Origin of the sequence: Aureibaculum flavum, assembly GCF_016406085.1 — a bacterium.
Lineage (GTDB): Bacteria > Bacteroidota > Bacteroidia > Flavobacteriales > Flavobacteriaceae > Aureibaculum > Aureibaculum flavum.
The window spans coordinates 644,073-662,090 of record NZ_JAEHFJ010000002.1; the positions used below are offsets into that span (position 1 = coordinate 644,073).

20 protein-coding genes are annotated in these 18,018 nt (G+C 29.9%); 9 read left to right on the plus strand and 11 right to left on the minus strand.

Annotation, left to right across the window (positions count from 1 at the left end):
* The first annotated feature begins 10 nt into the window (after positions 1 to 10).
* Positions 11 to 835 carry a thymidylate synthase gene (locus JBL43_RS05870; protein WP_198840521.1) on the plus strand — a complete coding sequence of 275 codons (825 nt, stop codon included), beginning with the start codon at positions 11 to 13 and terminating at the stop codon, positions 833 to 835.
* A 62-nt stretch (positions 836 to 897) separates the two neighbouring features.
* Here JBL43_RS05870 and JBL43_RS05875 read toward each other — a convergent pair whose 3' ends face one another.
* Complete coding sequence (locus JBL43_RS05875; protein WP_198840522.1) at positions 898 to 1,197, minus strand: isoamylase early set domain-containing protein; 300 nt, start codon at positions 1,195 to 1,197, stop codon at positions 898 to 900.
* Between the two features lie 302 nt (positions 1,198 to 1,499).
* Here JBL43_RS05875 and JBL43_RS05880 point away from each other — a divergent pair, with 302 nt between their 5' ends.
* Genes JBL43_RS05880 through JBL43_RS05895 form a run of 4 tightly spaced genes read left to right on the plus strand, consistent with a single transcriptional unit; the run spans position 1,500 to position 3,097 of the window.
* The gene (locus JBL43_RS05880) at positions 1,500 to 1,691 is read left to right on the plus strand and encodes a hypothetical protein (protein ID WP_138948436.1); all 192 of its coding nucleotides are present in this window, start codon (positions 1,500 to 1,502) and stop codon (positions 1,689 to 1,691) included.
* A 40-nt stretch (positions 1,692 to 1,731) separates the two neighbouring features.
* Entirely contained in the window at positions 1,732 to 2,232 is a 501-nt protein-coding gene (locus JBL43_RS05885; RefSeq protein WP_198840523.1) for an energy transducer TonB, read from the plus strand.
* A gap of 5 nt (positions 2,233 to 2,237) precedes the next feature.
* Positions 2,238 to 2,621 (plus strand): 2TM domain-containing protein, encoded by a 384-nt coding sequence (locus tag JBL43_RS05890; RefSeq protein WP_198840524.1) that lies wholly within the window; start codon positions 2,238 to 2,240, stop codon positions 2,619 to 2,621.
* Positions 2,618 to 3,097, plus strand: coding sequence for a dihydrofolate reductase (locus JBL43_RS05895; RefSeq protein ID WP_198840525.1), 480 nt, complete (start codon positions 2,618 to 2,620; stop codon positions 3,095 to 3,097). The genes JBL43_RS05890 and JBL43_RS05895 overlap by 4 nt, the downstream gene beginning before the upstream one ends.
* Before the next feature lie 90 nt (positions 3,098 to 3,187).
* On the opposite strand, the gene JBL43_RS05900 is transcribed toward JBL43_RS05895, so the two are convergent.
* The 4 genes from JBL43_RS05900 to JBL43_RS05915 all read right to left on the minus strand — a co-directional run bounded on the left by JBL43_RS05900 (position 3,188) and on the right by JBL43_RS05915 (position 6,536).
* Positions 3,188 to 3,766 (minus strand): hypothetical protein, encoded by a 579-nt coding sequence (locus tag JBL43_RS05900; protein ID WP_198840526.1) that lies wholly within the window; start codon positions 3,764 to 3,766, stop codon positions 3,188 to 3,190.
* Positions 3,767 to 4,105: 339 nt separating this feature from the next.
* On the minus strand, positions 4,106 to 4,687 hold the full coding sequence (locus tag JBL43_RS05905) for a T9SS type A sorting domain-containing protein (protein ID WP_198840527.1): 582 nt from the start codon (positions 4,685 to 4,687) through the stop codon (positions 4,106 to 4,108).
* 349 nt (positions 4,688 to 5,036) lie between these two features.
* Positions 5,037 to 5,615: a hypothetical protein gene (locus JBL43_RS05910; protein ID WP_198840526.1), complete on the minus strand. Its 579-nt coding sequence runs from the start codon at positions 5,613 to 5,615 to the stop codon at positions 5,037 to 5,039.
* A 339-nt stretch (positions 5,616 to 5,954) separates the two neighbouring features.
* Positions 5,955 to 6,536: a T9SS type A sorting domain-containing protein gene (locus tag JBL43_RS05915; RefSeq protein WP_198840527.1), complete on the minus strand. Its 582-nt coding sequence runs from the start codon at positions 6,534 to 6,536 to the stop codon at positions 5,955 to 5,957.
* A 209-nt stretch (positions 6,537 to 6,745) separates the two neighbouring features.
* On the opposite strand from JBL43_RS05915, the gene JBL43_RS05920 reads away from it, so the two are divergent.
* A complete protein-coding gene (locus JBL43_RS05920; RefSeq protein ID WP_198840528.1) occupies positions 6,746 to 7,624 on the plus strand; it encodes an AraC family transcriptional regulator in 879 nt (292 codons plus the stop codon).
* On the opposite strand, the gene sppA is transcribed toward JBL43_RS05920, so the two are convergent.
* Positions 7,625 to 9,385, minus strand: a complete 1,761-nt coding sequence (gene sppA / locus JBL43_RS05925; RefSeq protein ID WP_198840529.1) for a signal peptide peptidase SppA — start codon at positions 9,383 to 9,385, stop codon at positions 7,625 to 7,627.
* Positions 9,386 to 9,729: 344 nt separating this feature from the next.
* On the opposite strand from sppA, the gene folK reads away from it, so the two are divergent.
* Positions 9,730 to 10,872, plus strand: coding sequence for a 2-amino-4-hydroxy-6-hydroxymethyldihydropteridine diphosphokinase (gene folK, locus JBL43_RS05930; RefSeq protein WP_198840530.1), 1,143 nt, complete (start codon positions 9,730 to 9,732; stop codon positions 10,870 to 10,872).
* Between the two features lie 49 nt (positions 10,873 to 10,921).
* Here folK and gldC read toward each other — a convergent pair whose 3' ends face one another.
* Positions 10,922 to 11,257: a gliding motility protein GldC gene (gldC, locus tag JBL43_RS05935; protein ID WP_117881864.1), complete on the minus strand. Its 336-nt coding sequence runs from the start codon at positions 11,255 to 11,257 to the stop codon at positions 10,922 to 10,924.
* An 81-nt stretch (positions 11,258 to 11,338) separates the two neighbouring features.
* A complete protein-coding gene (gene gldB, locus JBL43_RS05940) occupies positions 11,339 to 12,298 on the minus strand; it encodes a gliding motility lipoprotein GldB (RefSeq protein WP_198840531.1) in 960 nt (319 codons plus the stop codon).
* Positions 12,299 to 12,385: 87 nt separating this feature from the next.
* On the opposite strand from gldB, the gene nadE reads away from it, so the two are divergent.
* Positions 12,386 to 13,177, plus strand: coding sequence for an NAD(+) synthase (gene nadE / locus JBL43_RS05945; RefSeq protein WP_198840532.1), 792 nt, complete (start codon positions 12,386 to 12,388; stop codon positions 13,175 to 13,177).
* Here nadE and dnaG read toward each other — a convergent pair.
* The 3 genes from dnaG to clpP form a co-directional block, all read right to left on the minus strand.
* Entirely contained in the window at positions 13,174 to 15,150 is a 1,977-nt protein-coding gene (gene dnaG / locus JBL43_RS05950; RefSeq protein WP_198840533.1) for a DNA primase, read from the minus strand. The two genes, nadE and dnaG, sit on opposite strands and share 4 nt — an antisense overlap.
* A gap of 64 nt (positions 15,151 to 15,214) precedes the next feature.
* Positions 15,215 to 16,456, minus strand: coding sequence for an ATP-dependent Clp protease ATP-binding subunit ClpX (gene clpX / locus JBL43_RS05955; RefSeq protein ID WP_198840534.1), 1,242 nt, complete (start codon positions 16,454 to 16,456; stop codon positions 15,215 to 15,217).
* A 57-nt stretch (positions 16,457 to 16,513) separates the two neighbouring features.
* The gene (clpP, locus tag JBL43_RS05960; protein ID WP_117881875.1) at positions 16,514 to 17,191 is read right to left on the minus strand and encodes an ATP-dependent Clp endopeptidase proteolytic subunit ClpP; all 678 of its coding nucleotides are present in this window, start codon (positions 17,189 to 17,191) and stop codon (positions 16,514 to 16,516) included.
* Between the two features lie 296 nt (positions 17,192 to 17,487).
* On the opposite strand from clpP, the gene JBL43_RS05965 reads away from it, so the two are divergent.
* On the plus strand, positions 17,488 to 17,817 hold the full coding sequence (locus JBL43_RS05965) for a hypothetical protein (RefSeq protein WP_198840535.1): 330 nt from the start codon (positions 17,488 to 17,490) through the stop codon (positions 17,815 to 17,817).
* Positions 17,818 to 18,018: the final 201 nt, after the last annotated feature.

Sequence of the window (18,018 nt, forward strand, 5' to 3'; positions counted from 1 at the left end):
ATAGACAAAAATGAAGCAATATCACGAATTAGTAAAACATGTTTTAGAAAACGGAAACGAAAAAGGTGATCGTACAGGTACGGGTACTAAAAGTGTTTTCGGACATCAAATGCGATTTGATTTGTCTGATGGTTTTCCAATGGTGACTACAAAAAAGTTGCATTTAAAATCGATTATTTACGAATTACTTTGGTTTATAAATGGTGATACTAACATAAAGTACTTACAAGAAAACGGTGTACGAATTTGGAATGCTTGGGCGGATGAAAAAGGTGATTTAGGCCCTGTATATGGACATCAATGGAGGAATTGGAACAGTGATGAAATTGATCAACTTACAGACGTTATAGACACATTAAAAAACAACCCTAATAGTAGAAGAATGATGGTTTCTGCATGGAACCCATCTGTACTTCCAGACACATCAAAGTCTTTTAGCGAAAATGTAGCCAATGGTAAAGCTGCATTACCACCTTGTCATGCCTTCTTTCAATTTTATGTAGCCGATGGTAAATTGTCTTGTCAACTTTATCAAAGAAGTGCTGATATTTTTTTAGGTGTACCCTTTAACATAGCTTCTTATGCGTTATTTACAATGATGATTGCACAAGTTTGTGGATATGAAGCGGGAGAATTTATTCATACATTTGGAGATGCTCACATTTACAACAACCATGTAGAACAACTAGAATTACAATTATCTAGAGATGTTAGACCGCTTCCAAAAATGAAAATAAACACCGCAATAAAAAGCATTTTTGACTTTAAATTTGAAGATTTTGAATTATTAGATTATAATCCACATCCCCATATTAAAGGTGCTGTAGCTGTATAACATAATAAATCCCAAAATCCACTAAAGGATTTTGGGATTTATTATGTTTAATAGTTGACTTCCTATAATTCTAAAACAGAATTTTCAGTACCAGCAAATTCGTTAAATGCATAACTATCTGCTTGCTCATCATTTTTGTACGCCCCATCAACTAAATATCTAAATTGATATGAAGCACCTTTTTCTAAATCGATAGTTCCTTTGAAGTTACCATTTTTTAGTTTTTTTAACTCATATTTTTTTGTAGGTTTCCAATTGTTGAAATCTCCAACAACTGCAACTTTTTCAGCCTCAGCTTCAGGTAAAGTAAAAGTTACCTTACAAACTGGTTTTGTTTTTAAATAATTCTTAGTAATTGCCATAATTTTGTGTTTTTTAAATTAGAGCAAAATTAATTAAGTTTTTCTACATCTCATCGCTAATCCATTGATTATTAAGTCGATTTAACAATAATTTAATTTTAAATAACAAAAAAATGAAAAACTCAAAATTCATCGTTAAATATTATATAATTATTATTTTTAAATTCTTTTTTTTGAATAAAAATTGTAAATTTATAACCATTTTACTATAAAAATGCCCTTATTAAATAGTTATAACCTACCTATTTGATAAATAAGGTATTAAATAATTGCACCAGAGAAACTCTAAATAATAAAGTATCATGAAAAAAGAAGATTTAAAAAAAGATTTAATTGACCGTATTAATGAAATTGATGATGAAAATAAGCTGACTGCCATTCAGACTATTTTAAATACACTTGAAAGTGAACACATCGAATTTGACAATAAAAACAACGCCTTAGAACCTGAAGATTTTGGTGGTTATATTAAAGAATGGTTAAAAAGCATGTAAAAAAAGGATAAAACATGTTTTATCTAAACACACAATTCATATGATTAGAATTTTCATTTGTACATTATTTACCTTTAGTTCATTATTACTTTTTAGTCAAGAGATTGAAGTGGTCAATGGATCAGATGAGGGTGAAGAGGTTCCTTTCGCTATAATTGAAGATGTTCCAACTTTCCCAGGCTGTGAAGAATTGGAAAAACATCTTCAAAAAAATTGCTTTCAAACTAAAATTCTAAAACATGTTGTTAAGAATTTTGATGCTAATTTGGCAAATGAGCTGGGACTCCCCTCAGGTAAAACTCGAATAGTTGTTATGTTTACAATTGCATCTGAGGGCGTAGTTACAGACATTAGAGCTCGAGGAGCACATGAAAGACTAGAACTTGAAGGAATAAGAGTTATTAATGCACTTCCTAAGATGAAACCTGGAAAATTAAAAGGTAGACCTGTTAATGTAAAATACACATTGCCGATTACCTTATTGGTTGAAAAAACAACAAAAAATGAAGAAACCAAAGAGGAGGTAATTAATAAAAATTAGATGTGATGGAAAAAGAACAAATTGAAATATATGAAAAAGCCCGGAAAAGGGTAAGGCAAAAAAAGAGATTATATTATCATTTTATTGTATTTTTAGTTGGTTCTCTATTTATAATAGTATTAAACACTTTTTTTAAAGTTGGAAGCCAATATGGTGAATGGTTTAAATATGTGGTTGCCCTTTGGCTTTTAATATGGATATTTCATTTTATTAATGTTTTTGTTACTAATAAGTTTTTTGGAAAAGAATGGGAACGTATTGAAACTGAGAAATTAATGGACAAACACGAAATGAAATCGGATAAATTAGAAAGAGAACTTATTAAACAGGGAGTTATAACTCCTAATGATAAAATTTCTGGTTCAGAAAAAAAAACTCTAAACCATTGATAACTGTTATTGCCGCAATTGGCAAAAATCGGGAACTAGGAAAGAATAATGAATTAATTTGGCACTTGCCGGATGATTTAAAACGTTTTAAGAAAGTAACTTCTGGACATGATGTAATTATGGGTAGAAAAACTTTTGAATCATTAGGTAAAGCCTTACCGAATAGAACAAATATTGTAATTACTAGAAACAAGAACTATAAAGCAGAAAATTGTGTTGTAGTCAACTCCATTGAAGAAGCTATTAAAATTTCTACTGATACGAACCCTTATATTTTAGGTGGAGCTCAAATTTATTCTCAAGCTATTAAAATAGCCGATGAACTTGATTTGACTTTTGTAGATGCTTCATTTGATGCTGATGCTTTTTTTCCTGAAATAGATACTACTATCTGGAAAGAAAAACATCGTGAAGATTTCTTAGCAGATGAAAAACATAAATATAATTATAGTTTTATTCTTTATAATAGGAAGTAATTAGACATAAAAAAAAGTGAGCCACTACACTCACTTTTTACTCAAACTAACTAATCAAATATCTATGATATTAACTTATCATAAATTTCTTTATATTTTAATTTCTTTTTCAAATGACATATCCTTATTTGAGAGTACAACTCTATATTTCCCAGCTATACTTGAAGAAAAATCATATACTTTATTAAATATTTGGTCATTTTCAATTTTCTCAGAATAAACCAAATCTCCATTTTCATAAAAAATACTTAAGCCTAAGAATTCAGAGTCTAAAATTGTTTTTTGAACTGTTAAGAGTCCATCGTTGTTTACAACTGAAGGCTTAAAAAAGATAGATTCATTTTCTTTATCAAAAACAACCTTATTCTTAGTTACATCAAATGGAATTAATTTAATTTGATACTCCTTATCTAATTCAAAAATATAATTACCGTCTGGTAATGCTGTTAAATCAAATTTCTTTGAATAATTTCCATTAATTTGAATTGTCTCTTTGTAAAGAATCAAACCATTATTGTCTTTTATACTCAATACAGAACCTTCTGTTACATCATTTAATGTTACGTTAGTAACATCATCATTTTCGTTAGTTACAATTTCATTTGCATAACTAATCATAGTAGTACATAATACTACTAATACTAAACTTTTTTTGATCACGTTTTTCATGTTTTTATTTTTTTAGAATTAATTACACTACAAATGTATGGGGACTTCTACTTTTAGAAAACATCAATATTAATACATATCTGTAGTATATTAACACAATACAAGTCGCAAATAAATATACTTGTTAATTTAGTATATATTCAGGTTAACTTTCCGTAGTTTCATAAAATTATGATTTGAATAGAAATAAGTTATTATGCATTACTCAACCTAAAGCTTGTTCCAATTCTTTTAAACCATAGTGTTGATTTTTAAACAAAAAAAAAGTGAGCCACAACACTCACTTTTTACTCAAACTAACTAATTAAATATTTATGAATTTTATATCACAAATGTCATTTATAGATTTATTTCTTTTATAAATGTTCTATCTTCAGTTGATAACAACACTTTATATTTACCATTTAAACTTTTCGAAAAATCATACGTCTTATTTATTAACTTTTCATTGTTAAATTTCTCTGAATGCACTAAGTCTCCATTTTCAAAATAAATTTTTATGTTCAATCCCTTTTCAGAATTTAGAATCGTTTTTTGGATTCTTAACATATTATTTTCAAGAACCATCGCTGGTTTAAAAATTACTGTTTGATTTTCATCATTAAGATTTACAACATTACGTTTTACATTAAAGGGTATAGATTTAATTTCAAAATCTTTATCCAATTCAAAAATATAAGTTCCATCAGGCAATGAAGTCAAATCAAACTTCTTTGAATAATCACCACTTACTTTTATAGTTTCTTTATAAAGAATTAAACCATGAACATCTTTTATACTCAATACAGAACCTTCTGTTACATCATTTAATGTTACTTTAGTAGCATCATCATTTTCGTTAGTTACAATTTCACTTGCATAACTAAACATAGTAGTACATAATACTACTAATACTATACTGTTTTTTATTATTTGTTTCATCTTTTCTTTTTTTAGAATTATTTACACTACAAATGTATGAGGGCTTCTACTTTTAGAAAACATCAATATTAATACATATCTATAGTATATTAACACAATAAAATCAACATAGGATAAGTAAAGTTAATTTAACATATATTAAGGTTAACTATCCGTAGTTTTCTTAAAATTGGAATTGAATAGAAATAGATTCATTTAATAATACTTATCCCTAAAACCTATCGTCCGTTGTTAATTAATTTAACCATGGAATTCACTTTTAAACACAAAAAAAAGTGAGCCACTACACTCACTTTTTACTCAAACTAACTAATCAAATATCTATGATATTAACTTATCATAAATTTCTTTATATTTTAATTTCTTTTTCAAATGACATATCCTTATTTGAGAGTACAACTCTATATTTCCCAGCTATACTTGAAGAAAAATCGTATACTTTATTAAATATTTGGTCATTTTCAATTTTCTCAGAATAAACCAAATCTCCATTTTCATAAAAAATACTTAAGCCTAAGAATTCAGAGTCTAAAATTGTTTTTTGAACTGTTAAGAGTCCATCGTTGTTTACAACTGAAGGCTTAAAAAATATAGATTCATTTTCTTTATCAAAAACAACCTTATTCTTAGTTACATCAAATGGAATTAATTTAATTTGATACTCCTTATCTAATTCAAAAATATAATTACCGTCTGGTAATGCTGTTAAATCAAATTTCTTTGAATAATTTCCATTAATTTGAATTGTCTCTTTGTAAAGAATCAAACCATTATTGTCTTTTATACTCAATACAGAACCTTCTGTTACATCATTTAATGTTACGTTAGTAACATCATCATTTTCGTTAGTTACAATTTCATTTGCATAACTAATCATAGTAGTACATAATACTACTAATACTAAACTTTTTTTGATCACGTTTTTCATGTTTTTATTTTTTTAGAATTAATTACACTACAAATGTATGGGGACTTCTACTTTTAGAAAACATCAATATTAATACATATCTGTAGTATATTAACACAATACAAGTCGCAAATAAATATACTTGTTAATTTAGTATATATTCAGGTTAACTTTCCGTAGTTTCATAAAATTATGATTTGAATAGAAATAAGTTATTATGCATTACTCAACCTAAAGCTTGTTCCAATTCTTTTAAACCATAGTGTTGATTTTTAAACAAAAAAAAAGTGAGCCACAACACTCACTTTTTACTCAAACTAACTAATTAAATATTTATGAATTTTATATCACAAATGTCATTTATAGATTTATTTCTTTTATAAATGTTCTATCTTCAGTTGATAACAACACTTTATATTTACCATTTAAACTTTTCGAAAAATCATACGTCTTATTTATTAACTTTTCATTGTTAAATTTCTCTGAATGCACTAAGTCTCCATTTTCAAAATAAATTTTTATGTTCAATCCCTTTTCAGAATTTAGAATCGTTTTTTGGATTCTTAACATATTATTTTCAAGAACCATCGCTGGTTTAAAAATTACTGTTTGATTTTCATCATTAAGATTTACAACATTACGTTTTACATTAAAGGGTATAGATTTAATTTCAAAATCTTTATCCAATTCAAAAATATAAGTTCCATCAGGCAATGAAGTCAAATCAAACTTCTTTGAATAATCACCACTTACTTTTATAGTTTCTTTATAAAGAATTAAACCATGAACATCTTTTATACTCAATACAGAACCTTCTGTTACATCATTTAATGTTACTTTAGTAGCATCATCATTTTCGTTAGTTACAATTTCACTTGCATAACTAAACATAGTAGTACATAATACTACTAATACTATACTGTTTTTTATTATTTGTTTCATCTTTTCTTTTTTTAGAATTATTTACACTACAAATGTATAGCGATATATAACTCTAGAAAACATCAATTTTAATACATATCTATAGTATATTAACACAATTAACTCACACAACAATCAAAAATGTTAAAATAGAACACAATATTGTTAAATGTCTATAGGTTTACCAAATAATATCTCGTAATTTTGTAACAATAATATATAATATGACAATGATTAAGAAACCAACTTTTGAAAAGATAAGTCCAAATTTTGGAAGTTCTGTTTTGGTAATGCAGCATACGAAAAAAATAAAAAACAAGAACTCCGCATTTTGGCACTTTCACCCAGAAATAGAATTAGTATATGTTGATAAAGGAAAAGGAAAGAGACATATAGGTAATCACTTGTCATATTTCAATAACAGTCAACTCATATTAATTGGATCTAACTTACCGCATAATGGATTTGCAGATCGTCTTACCACCAGAGGTACAGAAACAATTGTGCAATTTAAACCGGATTTCTTAGGAGAAAACTTTTTTAAGATTCCAGAAATGAATGCGATCGATTTATTGTTAGAAAAAGCTAAAAAAGGATTACTATACAGACCTGAAACAAAAGAAATTGTTGGACCCAAAATTCAACACTTAATTGATTTAAAAGGGTTTGAGAGGATAAGCCTATTACTTGAAATCTTAAACGATTTAGCCAAAGCAGAAGATTATACATTACTAAATGTAGATGGCTTTTCTTTTGAAACAGAGGCTCAAGACAGTGCTAAAATTGATATGATTTTTAAGCATATCAATACCAATTTTCAACGACCGATTCCATTAGACGAAATAGCAGATAAAGTAAGTATGACTGTACCTGCATTTTGTAGGTATTTTAAAAAAGCTACGGGTAAAACTTTTACAAAGCTAGTAAATGAATATCGAGTTGTACACGCAACCAAATTACTCTCAGAAAGTCAATCAAGTATAACAGACATCTGTTTTGAGTGTGGTTTTAATAATTTTTCACACTTCAACAAATTATTTAATGAGATTACAGGAAAAAGTGCCTCTAAATATAGAAGTGAAATAAAACACTTAATCAAGCAAGGCTAATTATTTAATTTTTAACTCAAACGGCATTCTCGCTTGCACACCCTCTAGAGTTGAAAACTCTTTTATGCTTTTATAAATCCGATAATTTTCAACTCCCAATTCTTCTTTTAAAATACTTTCTTTACTCATTCTAATAAAAGAAAGCGGATTAAATGTATCTTTAAAATCAGTTTTATAACGTGGGTAATTGGTAATACCAAAATCAGTTATTTCTGCTAACTCTGCTGCCCTATTAACTGCGTCATTTAAACTTCCTAACTTATCTACTAAACCATTTTCTAAGGCTTCTACCCCTGTCCAAACTCTTCCTTGAGCTATACTATCAACCGCTGCTTCTGTCATATTTCTACCTTGAGCAACACGGCTTACAAAAGTTTTGTAAATACCTTCTACACCCTCCTTAGCAACATTATAAAATTCGTCAGTCATCGGTTTAAAAGGACTGTAAGTAAATGAATTTTTATTAGTACCAACTTGTTCTGCATTAACACCGATTTTTTTTGTTAATTCACTAAAATTGGGCATAATTCCAAAGACTCCAATAGAGCCAGTAATCGTAGTAGGCTCCGCTATAATTTCATTAGCATTACACGAAATATAATATCCTCCAGATGCAGCATAATTACCCATAGACACCACAAGAGGCTTTTCTTTTTTGGTTAATTCTAACTCTCTCCACATTAAATCAGAGGCTAAAGCACTACCACCTGGTGAATTCACTCTTAAAACTATCGCTTTAATTTTGTTATCTTTTCTTGCTTTTGTTAAGGCTTCAATAATTTTTTCTTGTCCAACAACCTCTAGTGTTCCTTTACCGTATATTATTTCACCCTGTGCGTAGATAATGGCAATTTTATCAGATGCTGATGATTTTATTCTCCCCTTTCCTGTCGATATATAATCAGAAATTGACAAGCTATTTAGTTTCTTATCATTTTCAATTCCAACCAAACTCTTCAATTTATCTGTATACTCATCGTTGTATAACTCATCATCAACCATATTGTTCTCTATGGCCAACTGCGGAGTTCTTGCTAATAAGTCATCAGCGATAGCATTTATTTCTTCTACTGTTTTATTTCTACTTTCGGCAATATCTACTACGATTTCATTCCAAATAGAATTCAAAAAAGAAGAAACTTGCTCTCTATTTGCTTCACTCATTTCATTGGCTAAAAACGGCTCAACTGCACTTTTATACTTACCATGACGAATAACCTCCATTTTTACACCTGACTTTTCTTGTAAGTCTTTGTAATATAAAATCTCCGTTGACAAGCCTCTAAAATCAACTTCTCCAACAGGGTTCACAAAAATAGAATCAGCCACTGAACTTAAATAATAATTACTTTGTAAGTAATAATCAGCATAGGCTGTTATAAATTTACCTGATTTCTTAAAATCTAATAATTTATCTCTAATAGCTTGTATTTGAGCTGTTCCTGCATTTACAAATAATGTATGAATACTTATTCCCTTAATTTTGTCGTCCGTTTCTGCATTTTCAATGGCATTTAAAATTTCTTGCAAACCCATCTTACCTCCGTCCATATCAAATATTTCAGCAAATGGATCACCACTTTTAGGAGCATAATCTAATATTTGACTTTCTAAATTTAACTCCAACACAGAATTGCTTTTAACTGAAACAGCTGTATCTTCAGTAGAGGCTGATATAATAACCACCAATATTACAAACATTAAACCTACTGCAATAAAAACTCCTAATATTGCTGCTAATAATTCCCTTAAAAATTTCATGTATCTATATATTTATTTTTTTCAATTATAACATGTGCTTTACAACTTATCATTCTCATCAAAATCATAATTTAACATGTTGATTCATTTTTCTTAATTACTTCTGAACCAAATCATCAATTTTACTTTCCTAATAGGTCTTTTAAAGTTTTAAAATGTTACATCAAAATACTATTAACATTTTAAAATGTTTATAAATTGAGCGGCAAAGATAATCTTTTATCTAATGATTTTATTTTTCTTTGTACCACTTTCATGTGTTTTTATTTATAATTCTTTTCTGACACATGTTGATCGCCATTAATCTGTCGTTAAAATGACACTATTCTTTATATGCTCGTTACATGAAAATTCAAAGAACCACATATTTATCATTGGGTAGTAACGTTGGAAATCCATTAGAAAATCTACAATTAGCCATTAATTCAATTGCTAAAAACGTAGGTAGGGTTACCAAAATATCTTCTATATACAAAACAGCTTCGTGGGGTTTTGATAGTGATGATTTTTTAAATATTTGTATTGAAGTTTCTAGTCACTTAAATCCCGAAAATTTATTAGAACGTGTTTTAACAATTGAAACGGAACTTGGTAGAAATAGAGGTACCTCCACAGCATATAAAGCAAGAATAATTGATATTGACGTGCTACTATTTGATGATGAAGTTATTTTTTACAACAACTTGACAGTACCACATCCACGCATGTTAGACCGTAAATTTGTTTTAGTGCCTTTGGCTGAAATTGCTCCGTTACTTAAACACCCTATAGCCAAAGAAACAATCACTAAATGTTTGGCCCATTGTGATGATACCTTAGAAATTAAAAAGACCAGTCTAATTCTAACACGACCTATTTCAATTATTGAAAAATACAATTACATAGCTATTGAAGGAAATATTGGTGCTGGTAAAACGACCTTAGCAAAAATGATAGGTGACGATTTTAACGCAAAACTAGTATTAGAACGTTTTGCCGACAATCCGTTTTTACCCAAGTATTACGAAGACATGGAAAAATATGCTTTTCCATTAGAGATGAGTTTTTTAGCAGATAGATACCAACAACTTTCAGATGATTTAGCTCAGTTTGACTTATTTAAAAACTTTATTGTTTCCGACTATTATATTTTCAAATCTCTCATTTTTGCTCAAGTTTCTTTATCTAAGGAAGAATATAAATTATATAGACGCATTTTTGATGTAATGTATAAAGAAATAACCAAACCCGATTTATATGTTTATCTTTATCAGAGTATTGAAAGTCTGCTTGAAAACATTAAAAAAAGAGGTCGAGCATATGAACAAAACATAAAACCTGAATATTTAGAACAAATACATCAAGGCTATGTTAACTTTATTAAAACAGAGCAAAATTTAAATACATTAATAATTGATGTCTCTGAAATGAATTTTGAGAAAAACATCGAAGATTACCATAGTGTTATTGATATGATTAATAATAACAAAGGTATGGTCAAAGCATAGACTTACCGTTTACTGTCTCAAAAAAAGATCTAAGTACCGTAAAACGATACTATTTCTCTAATAATTCCAATTTCTCAGCAAAGTAGTCGCAAAAATCTCGCATTGTTGCTGTCATTTTTTCATCATTGGTAGCACGATAAAATGTATCTGACATAGAAAGTAATGTTTGATGAAAAAAGTGTTGCATTTCATCAAGAGGCATATCTTTTGTCCATAAGTCCATCTTCAAAGTTTCCTTCTTCTTATCATCCCAAACAGAAATTAAAACCGCCTTTGTAGGTTCATTATCAATTCCTCCATCTTTGGCATCCCAAGATAATTTTTCAGGAATTTTATTTTCGTCTAGTTCTACAGTAAATTTTATTTCGGAATTATGTTTTGACATAGTTTTAATATATTAGTGACAGTAATTTAATAGTATTTATAATCTATTTCGTTTAGGTAATTAAAAATACCCAATTGAATACTATTTACTTGGCTTATATTTCGATTTTTTAAATATCTCGTCGTTTTTCATTTGTAACATCTCTTGTAAAGATGTGTCCGTATTTTGCATAAATGCTCTTACAATCTGCCAGCCAAACCACACTCCAATACTTCCGGGTGTTTCATTATCATTGGCTCTGTAAAATTTTGAAAATGGAGCATTATCAATAAACCGTCGAGAAAGTTCTTGCTCAGTACTAAATAATATTTTGTTTTCAATAAAATATTTCCAAACTTCTTCATCATTATACTCTGCCCATTCTATTTGCTCTTGGGTATACCCTATCTTCTCAGCATCACTAAGTTTTGGTACATACGCATCAAGCAAATACAACTTTTTACCTTGCTGTACCATTCTAGACACAAAAGTTCTATCCGTTGAAAATAATATTTGAACATTTGTAATTGCATTTGCTACATCAACAATTAAATGCTCTTTTGTGAAATTTTGCTTTATATAATTAGGGTAATCCTGATATATTTTATTATCCTTTCCTAAATAAACATCTAGCGAAACAAATAACAAACTATCTGCATAAACTACTTTAGTTTCATAATCAACATTAGATAATAAAGTAATTACTTTGGGCGATTTAAAATTTGGATAATAGAATTTAATATGTTTAAACAACGTTTCTATTTGTTCTTTTTCAGATGAAAAATCACTAAATACTTTCTGAGTTTCAGCATATAATTCTTGCTCATCTGTGTCTTCTATTTTCTGTAACCAAATACTGTCATGATTTTGAGCTGGGAACAAATAAGGATATTTACTTTTTAACTCAGGCAACTTTTCTGAAGTTGACGTGTAAAACTCTTGATCAAAGCGGTTTACATCAAATTTAACGGAGATATCAGAAATGTCAATATCCGACTTTTCTTTTTTTGTACAATTTATTAAAGCTAATAGTAAGATTAAAAAAGAAACGTATTTATACATTTATTAAAATTTAGTATTTTCGCTAAAACGTTTTTATAATTATAGCGTAAGGATTTACGTGCGACAAAACTACTAAATTGTTTTACAATGCAAACAGAAAAAGTAACAAAACATATTGTTAAATGGCTAAAGGATTATGCGACTAAAGCTGGAGTCAAAGGATTTGTAATCGGAATTTCTGGTGGAATTGACTCTGCTGTTACCTCTACACTTTGTGCCGAAACGGGTTTAGAGTTGCTTTGCTTAGAAATGCCAATACATCAAGCTGAAAGTCAAGTTACAAGGGCTCAAGAGCATATTGCACAACTCAAAGCACGTTACCCGAAAGTAAGCTCTAAAAACATAAACTTAACCTCTGTTTTTGATGCATTTGACGATTTGTTACCTGATGAAGCTGCGAATGATAAAGTAGATTTATCTATGGCAAACACCAGAGCACGCTTAAGAATGAGCACACTGTATTATTTTGCAGGTATACACAGTCTGTTGGTTTGTGGTACTGGCAATAAAGTAGAGGATTTTGGTGTAGGCTTCTTTACTAAATATGGTGATGGTGGTGTAGATTTAAGTCCAATAGCCGATTTAATGAAATCTGAAGTTTATAAAATTGGAGCCCATTTAAAAGTACCTGAATCTATATTAGTTGCAAAACCTACAGACGGTTTATTTGGTGACTCTAGAACGGATGAAGATCAAATTGGTGCGAGTTATGATGAATTAGAATGGGCTATGAAAATGATTGCTCAAGGTAAAACATTAAAGGATTTTGACGGACGAGCAAAACGTGTTGTTGAAATTTATTTGGAACGCCACAGAGCTAATAAACATAAAATGGTGGCAATACCAGTTTGTGAGATCCCAGAAGATTTGATTAGTTAAACCACCCTATTCAACCTATCGTAAAGAAGTTTTTTAAGCTTTGTGTAATTCACTATCATCTCTAACATAGAATGTCGGTCGTCATCAGGAGTTTCTTCGATAAGCTCCTTGATTTTTAATTCAATTAAAATGCGACGTAAATTTAAAATGGCATCCATAACCAATTTAGAAAGACTTTTCTCTTTTGTACGAACATATATTTCTTTACTTTCCCAATCGCTTAATGCATATTTCTCATCGTCCATTAAAATATCAGTAACCACCCTACCCAATTCAGGATCTTCATGATTAATAAACCCGTCTGAAGTTATCTTTTCATCTTGATTCAACTGATGAATAACATCAAAATATATTTTTTTAAAAGTAGCATTGCTAAACTCAATCTCATCGTCTTGTAAATGCAAATAGATTTCACTAGCTATCTTATTTTGATAATTCTCTTTAACCAATTTAGTTCTACCCTCTTCATCTTCAACCTCGACATAATCCTCAAAATCAATTTCTTTATTACCATAAAGCAAGAGAATTTCTATCAATTGCCTTTCTAATTTATTTAATTGATCTGTTTTTTTAAACGCTACAGCTTCCGTTTTTACAACCGTAAAAGATTCTTGTTGATCATCTTTAGGGCGTTTACTGGCTTCTCGTTCTTCATTTTTTGATAATTGTGCCAATTCACTAAACAACACGCGTTCAGAAATATCCATAATCTTAGCACATTCTTGGACATATATTTCTCGTTGAATCTGATTCGGAATTTTAGAAATAGTAGCGACAATGTCTCTAATCAATCCTGCTTTTTTTACCGGATCATCTTTAACTTCATCCATCAGAATAGACACCTTAAAACGAATAAAATCTTGAGCATTCGCATCTAAATAAGCTTCTAATTTTTCTAATGAATTTTTCTTTGCAAAACTGTCAGGATCTTCGCCATCAGGAAACATGACTACCTTAACATTCATACCTTGTTCTAAAATCAAATCAATACCTCGTATTGAGGCTCTCAGACCTGCTGCATCACCATCAAATAGCACCGTGATATTAGGCGTTAACCTATTTATCAAACGAATCTGATCTGACGTTAATGCCGTACCAGAAGAAGCCACTACATTATGTATTCCTCTTTGATAAAATGAGATAACGTCTGTATAACCCTCTACCAAATAACAATTGTCTTTTTTGGCAATACTCTGCTTGGCATTGAATATACCGTAAAGCACTTTACTTTTATGGTATAACTCGCTTTCGGGTGAATTAAGGTATTTAGCTGCTTTTTTATCGGAAGTTAAAATTCTACCTCCAAAACCAAGTACACGACCTGCCATACTATGTATAGGAAAAAGTACACGTCCTTTAAAACGGTCAAATTTTTTGCTTTGAGTAGGGTCTAATTGATTTTCCTTAACGATGGTTAACCCAGTTTTTTCTAAAAAATCTAATTGATATCCTTTCTTTAAAGCAGCATCTGTAAAAGCAGACCATTCATCTAAAGCATATCCCAATTCAAATTTTTTAATCGTTTCATCAGTAAAGCCACGTTCTTTAAAGTAACTTAACCCAATAGCCTTTCCCTTTTGAGTATTTAATAAAACATCATGAAAATAATTACGGGCATATTCAGAAACCAAATACATACTTTCACGCTCACTTGCCTGCACCTTTTGCTCGTCAGACTGCTCCGTTTCATCAATTTCTATATTGTATTTTTTCGCCAAGTAACGTATGGCCTCTGGATATGTATAATGCTCATGCTCCATAATAAAGGAAATAGCATTTCCACCTTTACCAGAACTAAAATCTTTCCAGATTTGCTTAACAGGACTCACCATAAAGGATGGTGATTTTTCATTAACAAAAGGACTTAACCCTTTAAAGTTACTTCCTGCTTTTTTTAATTGAACAAAATCACCAATAACTTCCTCGACACGAGCCGTTTCAAAAACTTTGTCTATGGTGTGTTGCGTTATCATATAAGTTTGGGTAGATAAATAAAAGAAACCTCACAGGTTTAAAACTTGTGAGGTTTTAATAGGATTAAGAAACCGCTTTTAATTTACTTAAGGTAGATTTTTCCATTTTACCTTCTGCATAGCTTCTAGTCACTCTTAATTTTTTCTCCTCGCCACCAGGTAATTCAAACATGGCATCGGTTAAGATAGCTTCACATAAAGAACGTAAACCACGTGCTCCAAGTTTATATTCAACAGCTTTTTGAACAATATAATCTAAGGCTTTTTCATCTATTGAAAAATCAATACCATCCATTTCAAAAAGCTTTTCATATTGCTTCATTATGGCATTTTTTGGCTCTGTTAAAATAGCTCTTAACGTTTTAGCATCTAACGGATTCAAATAAGTTAGCACAGGTAAACGACCAATAATTTCCGGAATTAACCCAAAATCTTTTAAATCTTTTGGTATTACATATTGCAACAAGTTTTTATCATCTACTCGTTCTTCATTCTTTGATGCACTGTAACCAACAGCCTGCATATTTAAACGCTTACTTATGATTCTATCTACACCATCAAATGCTCCACCAGCAACAAATAAGATGTTACGTGTGTTTACCTCTACAAATTTTTGATCTGGATGTTTTCTACCTCCTTTTGGTGGAACATTAACAATTGTTCCTTCTAACAATTTAAGTAGAGCTTGTTGAACACCTTCACCAGAAACATCTCTAGTTATTGAAGGATTATCGCTTTTTCTTGCAATTTTATCAATTTCATCAATAAAAACAATTCCTCGTTCTGCTTTTTGAACATTATAATCTGCAGCTTGTAATAAGCGTGTTAAAATAGTTTCTACATCTTCACCAACATATCCTGCTTCTGTTAATACAGTAGCATCTACTATAGCGAAGGGTACATTTAACATTTTAGCAATGGTTCTAGCCATTAATGTTTTTCCTGTACCTGTTTCACCCACCAACATAATATTACTTTTCTCTATCTCAATATCATCTTCATTTTTTGTATCTGGTTGTAACAATCGTTTATAGTGATTATATACAGCAACCGACAACACTCTTTTTGCCTGATTTTGTCCAATGATATACTGATCTAAAAAACTTTTTATTTCTTGTGGCTTCTTTAGTATTAATTCAGCCGACAATCCTGAATTTTTAGATTCAGAAAGTTCTTTGACTACTAAACCATGTGCCTGCTCTATACATCTATCGCATATATGACCTTCTAACCCTGCAATCAGCATATCGGTTTCCGATTCTTTACGCCCACAAAATGAGCACTCTAACTCTTTCTTCTCTGCCATAATCTTTTTACTTACTTGAAATCTTTTTACTAAATAGCTTTAATTAAATAGGATCTATTATGAATTTCTAATTAAAACTTCATCTATCATACCATATTTTTTTGCCTCGTCTGCTTTCATCCAATAATCTCTATCAGAATCATCATGTACTTTTTTAATATCTTGTCCTGAATGACTTGCAATTATTTGATACAATTCATCTTTCAATTTCAAAATCTCTCTTGCAGTAATCTCGATATCAGACGCTTGCCCTTGAGCCCCACCTAATGGTTGGTGAATCATAATACGTGAGTGCGTTAAAGCAGAACGCTTCCCTTTTGCACCTGCACACATTAATACTGCTGCCATAGAAGCTGCAATACCTGTACAAATTGTGGATACATCTGGTTTAATAAATTGCATGGTATCGTAAATACCTAAACCTGCATATACTCCTCCACCTGGGGAGTTTATGTAAATTGAAATATCTTTCGAAGCATCTGTGCTTTCTAAAAACAACAATTGAGCTTGAATAACATTAGCAACATAATCGTCAATACCTGTTCCTAAAAAGATAATTCTATCCATCATTAGACGTGAAAAAACGTCAAAAATGGCAATATTCATTTTACGTTCCTCAATAATATTTGGGGTAAGGTTCGTAGGATACATTGCACTAATCATCTTATCATAGTACATGCTATTAATTCCTTGGTCCTTTATAGCAAATTTTTTAAATTCTTCTCCGTAATTCATTATGCTTTATTTTAAATGGTTCTTGAATAAGACGGTAAATATACTAACTAATTACGAATTTATTTAATAGTTATGGGCTCTAAAAATATTTTGCCCTGAATGTTTTTTGAATTATAAAATTAATTACTTTTACTATAGCAAATTTTAATATTTATGAAGGACTAATTTTAACACTTCCGCACGAAGCTATTTCACTTTTAACATAAGTCTATTTTATAGCTTTTAACATGACTGTAATTACAGCTTGTTTTCGAAAAAAAATTACCTGAAAAAAATTTAACATAAATATTAAAAAGATGAAAAAAATTGCAATTCTAGTTTTAGTACTAGTATCCTATACCAATAGTTTCGCACAAGATATTCATAGTTTTACTGGAACTTTTTCCGGTTTAACAGAAGATTATTATTTTGAATTTAAAGACAATAACAATAAAATGACTGTTTTTAACGAAATAGATAATGAAGTTACTGTTGACTTGTTTGACGAGGAAGCTATTGGCAAAAAGTTTGAAATAACATGGAAAGACATAACGATAGAATTAACCGACGAAAATGGAGACCCTACTGGGGAAACTCAAGCTGGAAAACATATCGTTACAATGACTGAAGTACCCATAAAAAAATAATAAGCATAAAAAAATCCCGAAATTTTAATTTCGGGATTTTTATTTACATAAGCTGTCCCGTCCTGAAATAGCGATACACTAAAACTATAGTGTAATGAAAACAATAGCAAAGACGGGTTACGTCAAGCGTAGCCAAAAAGATTATTCGCTTTCTTTCAAGCTTCAGTTGGTTGAAGAAATTGAATCTGGCCAACTTAATAG

Excerpts from the sequence above, each read along its gene's own strand:
- JBL43_RS05965 (WP_198840535.1), top strand. The coding sequence starts at position 17,488 with ATGAAAAAAATTGCAATTCTAGTTTTAGTACTAGTATCCTATACCAAT.
- JBL43_RS05870 (WP_198840521.1), top strand. The coding sequence starts at position 11 with ATGAAGCAATATCACGAATTAGTAAAACATGTTTTAGAAAACGGAAAC.
- JBL43_RS05915 (WP_198840527.1), bottom strand. The coding sequence starts at position 6,536 with ATGAAACAAATAATAAAAAACAGTATAGTATTAGTAGTATTATGTACT.
- gldC (WP_117881864.1), bottom strand. The coding sequence starts at position 11,257 with ATGTCAAAACATAATTCCGAAATAAAATTTACTGTAGAACTAGACGAA.
- JBL43_RS05885 (WP_198840523.1), top strand. The coding sequence starts at position 1,732 with ATGATTAGAATTTTCATTTGTACATTATTTACCTTTAGTTCATTATTA.
- dnaG (WP_198840533.1), bottom strand. The coding sequence starts at position 15,150 with ATGATAACGCAACACACCATAGACAAAGTTTTTGAAACGGCTCGTGTC.
- nadE (WP_198840532.1), top strand. The coding sequence starts at position 12,386 with ATGCAAACAGAAAAAGTAACAAAACATATTGTTAAATGGCTAAAGGAT.
- clpX (WP_198840534.1), bottom strand. The coding sequence starts at position 16,456 with ATGGCAGAGAAGAAAGAGTTAGAGTGCTCATTTTGTGGGCGTAAAGAA.
- JBL43_RS05910 (WP_198840526.1), bottom strand. The coding sequence starts at position 5,615 with ATGAAAAACGTGATCAAAAAAAGTTTAGTATTAGTAGTATTATGTACT.
- sppA (WP_198840529.1), bottom strand. The coding sequence starts at position 9,385 with ATGAAATTTTTAAGGGAATTATTAGCAGCAATATTAGGAGTTTTTATT.
- JBL43_RS05920 (WP_198840528.1), top strand. The coding sequence starts at position 6,746 with ATGATTAAGAAACCAACTTTTGAAAAGATAAGTCCAAATTTTGGAAGT.
- JBL43_RS05900 (WP_198840526.1), bottom strand. The coding sequence starts at position 3,766 with ATGAAAAACGTGATCAAAAAAAGTTTAGTATTAGTAGTATTATGTACT.
- JBL43_RS05890 (WP_198840524.1), top strand. The coding sequence starts at position 2,238 with ATGGAAAAAGAACAAATTGAAATATATGAAAAAGCCCGGAAAAGGGTA.
- folK (WP_198840530.1), top strand. The coding sequence starts at position 9,730 with ATGAAAATTCAAAGAACCACATATTTATCATTGGGTAGTAACGTTGGA.
- JBL43_RS05880 (WP_138948436.1), top strand. The coding sequence starts at position 1,500 with ATGAAAAAAGAAGATTTAAAAAAAGATTTAATTGACCGTATTAATGAA.
- clpP (WP_117881875.1), bottom strand. The coding sequence starts at position 17,191 with ATGAATTACGGAGAAGAATTTAAAAAATTTGCTATAAAGGACCAAGGA.
- JBL43_RS05875 (WP_198840522.1), bottom strand. The coding sequence starts at position 1,197 with ATGGCAATTACTAAGAATTATTTAAAAACAAAACCAGTTTGTAAGGTA.
- JBL43_RS05905 (WP_198840527.1), bottom strand. The coding sequence starts at position 4,687 with ATGAAACAAATAATAAAAAACAGTATAGTATTAGTAGTATTATGTACT.
- gldB (WP_198840531.1), bottom strand. The coding sequence starts at position 12,298 with ATGTATAAATACGTTTCTTTTTTAATCTTACTATTAGCTTTAATAAAT.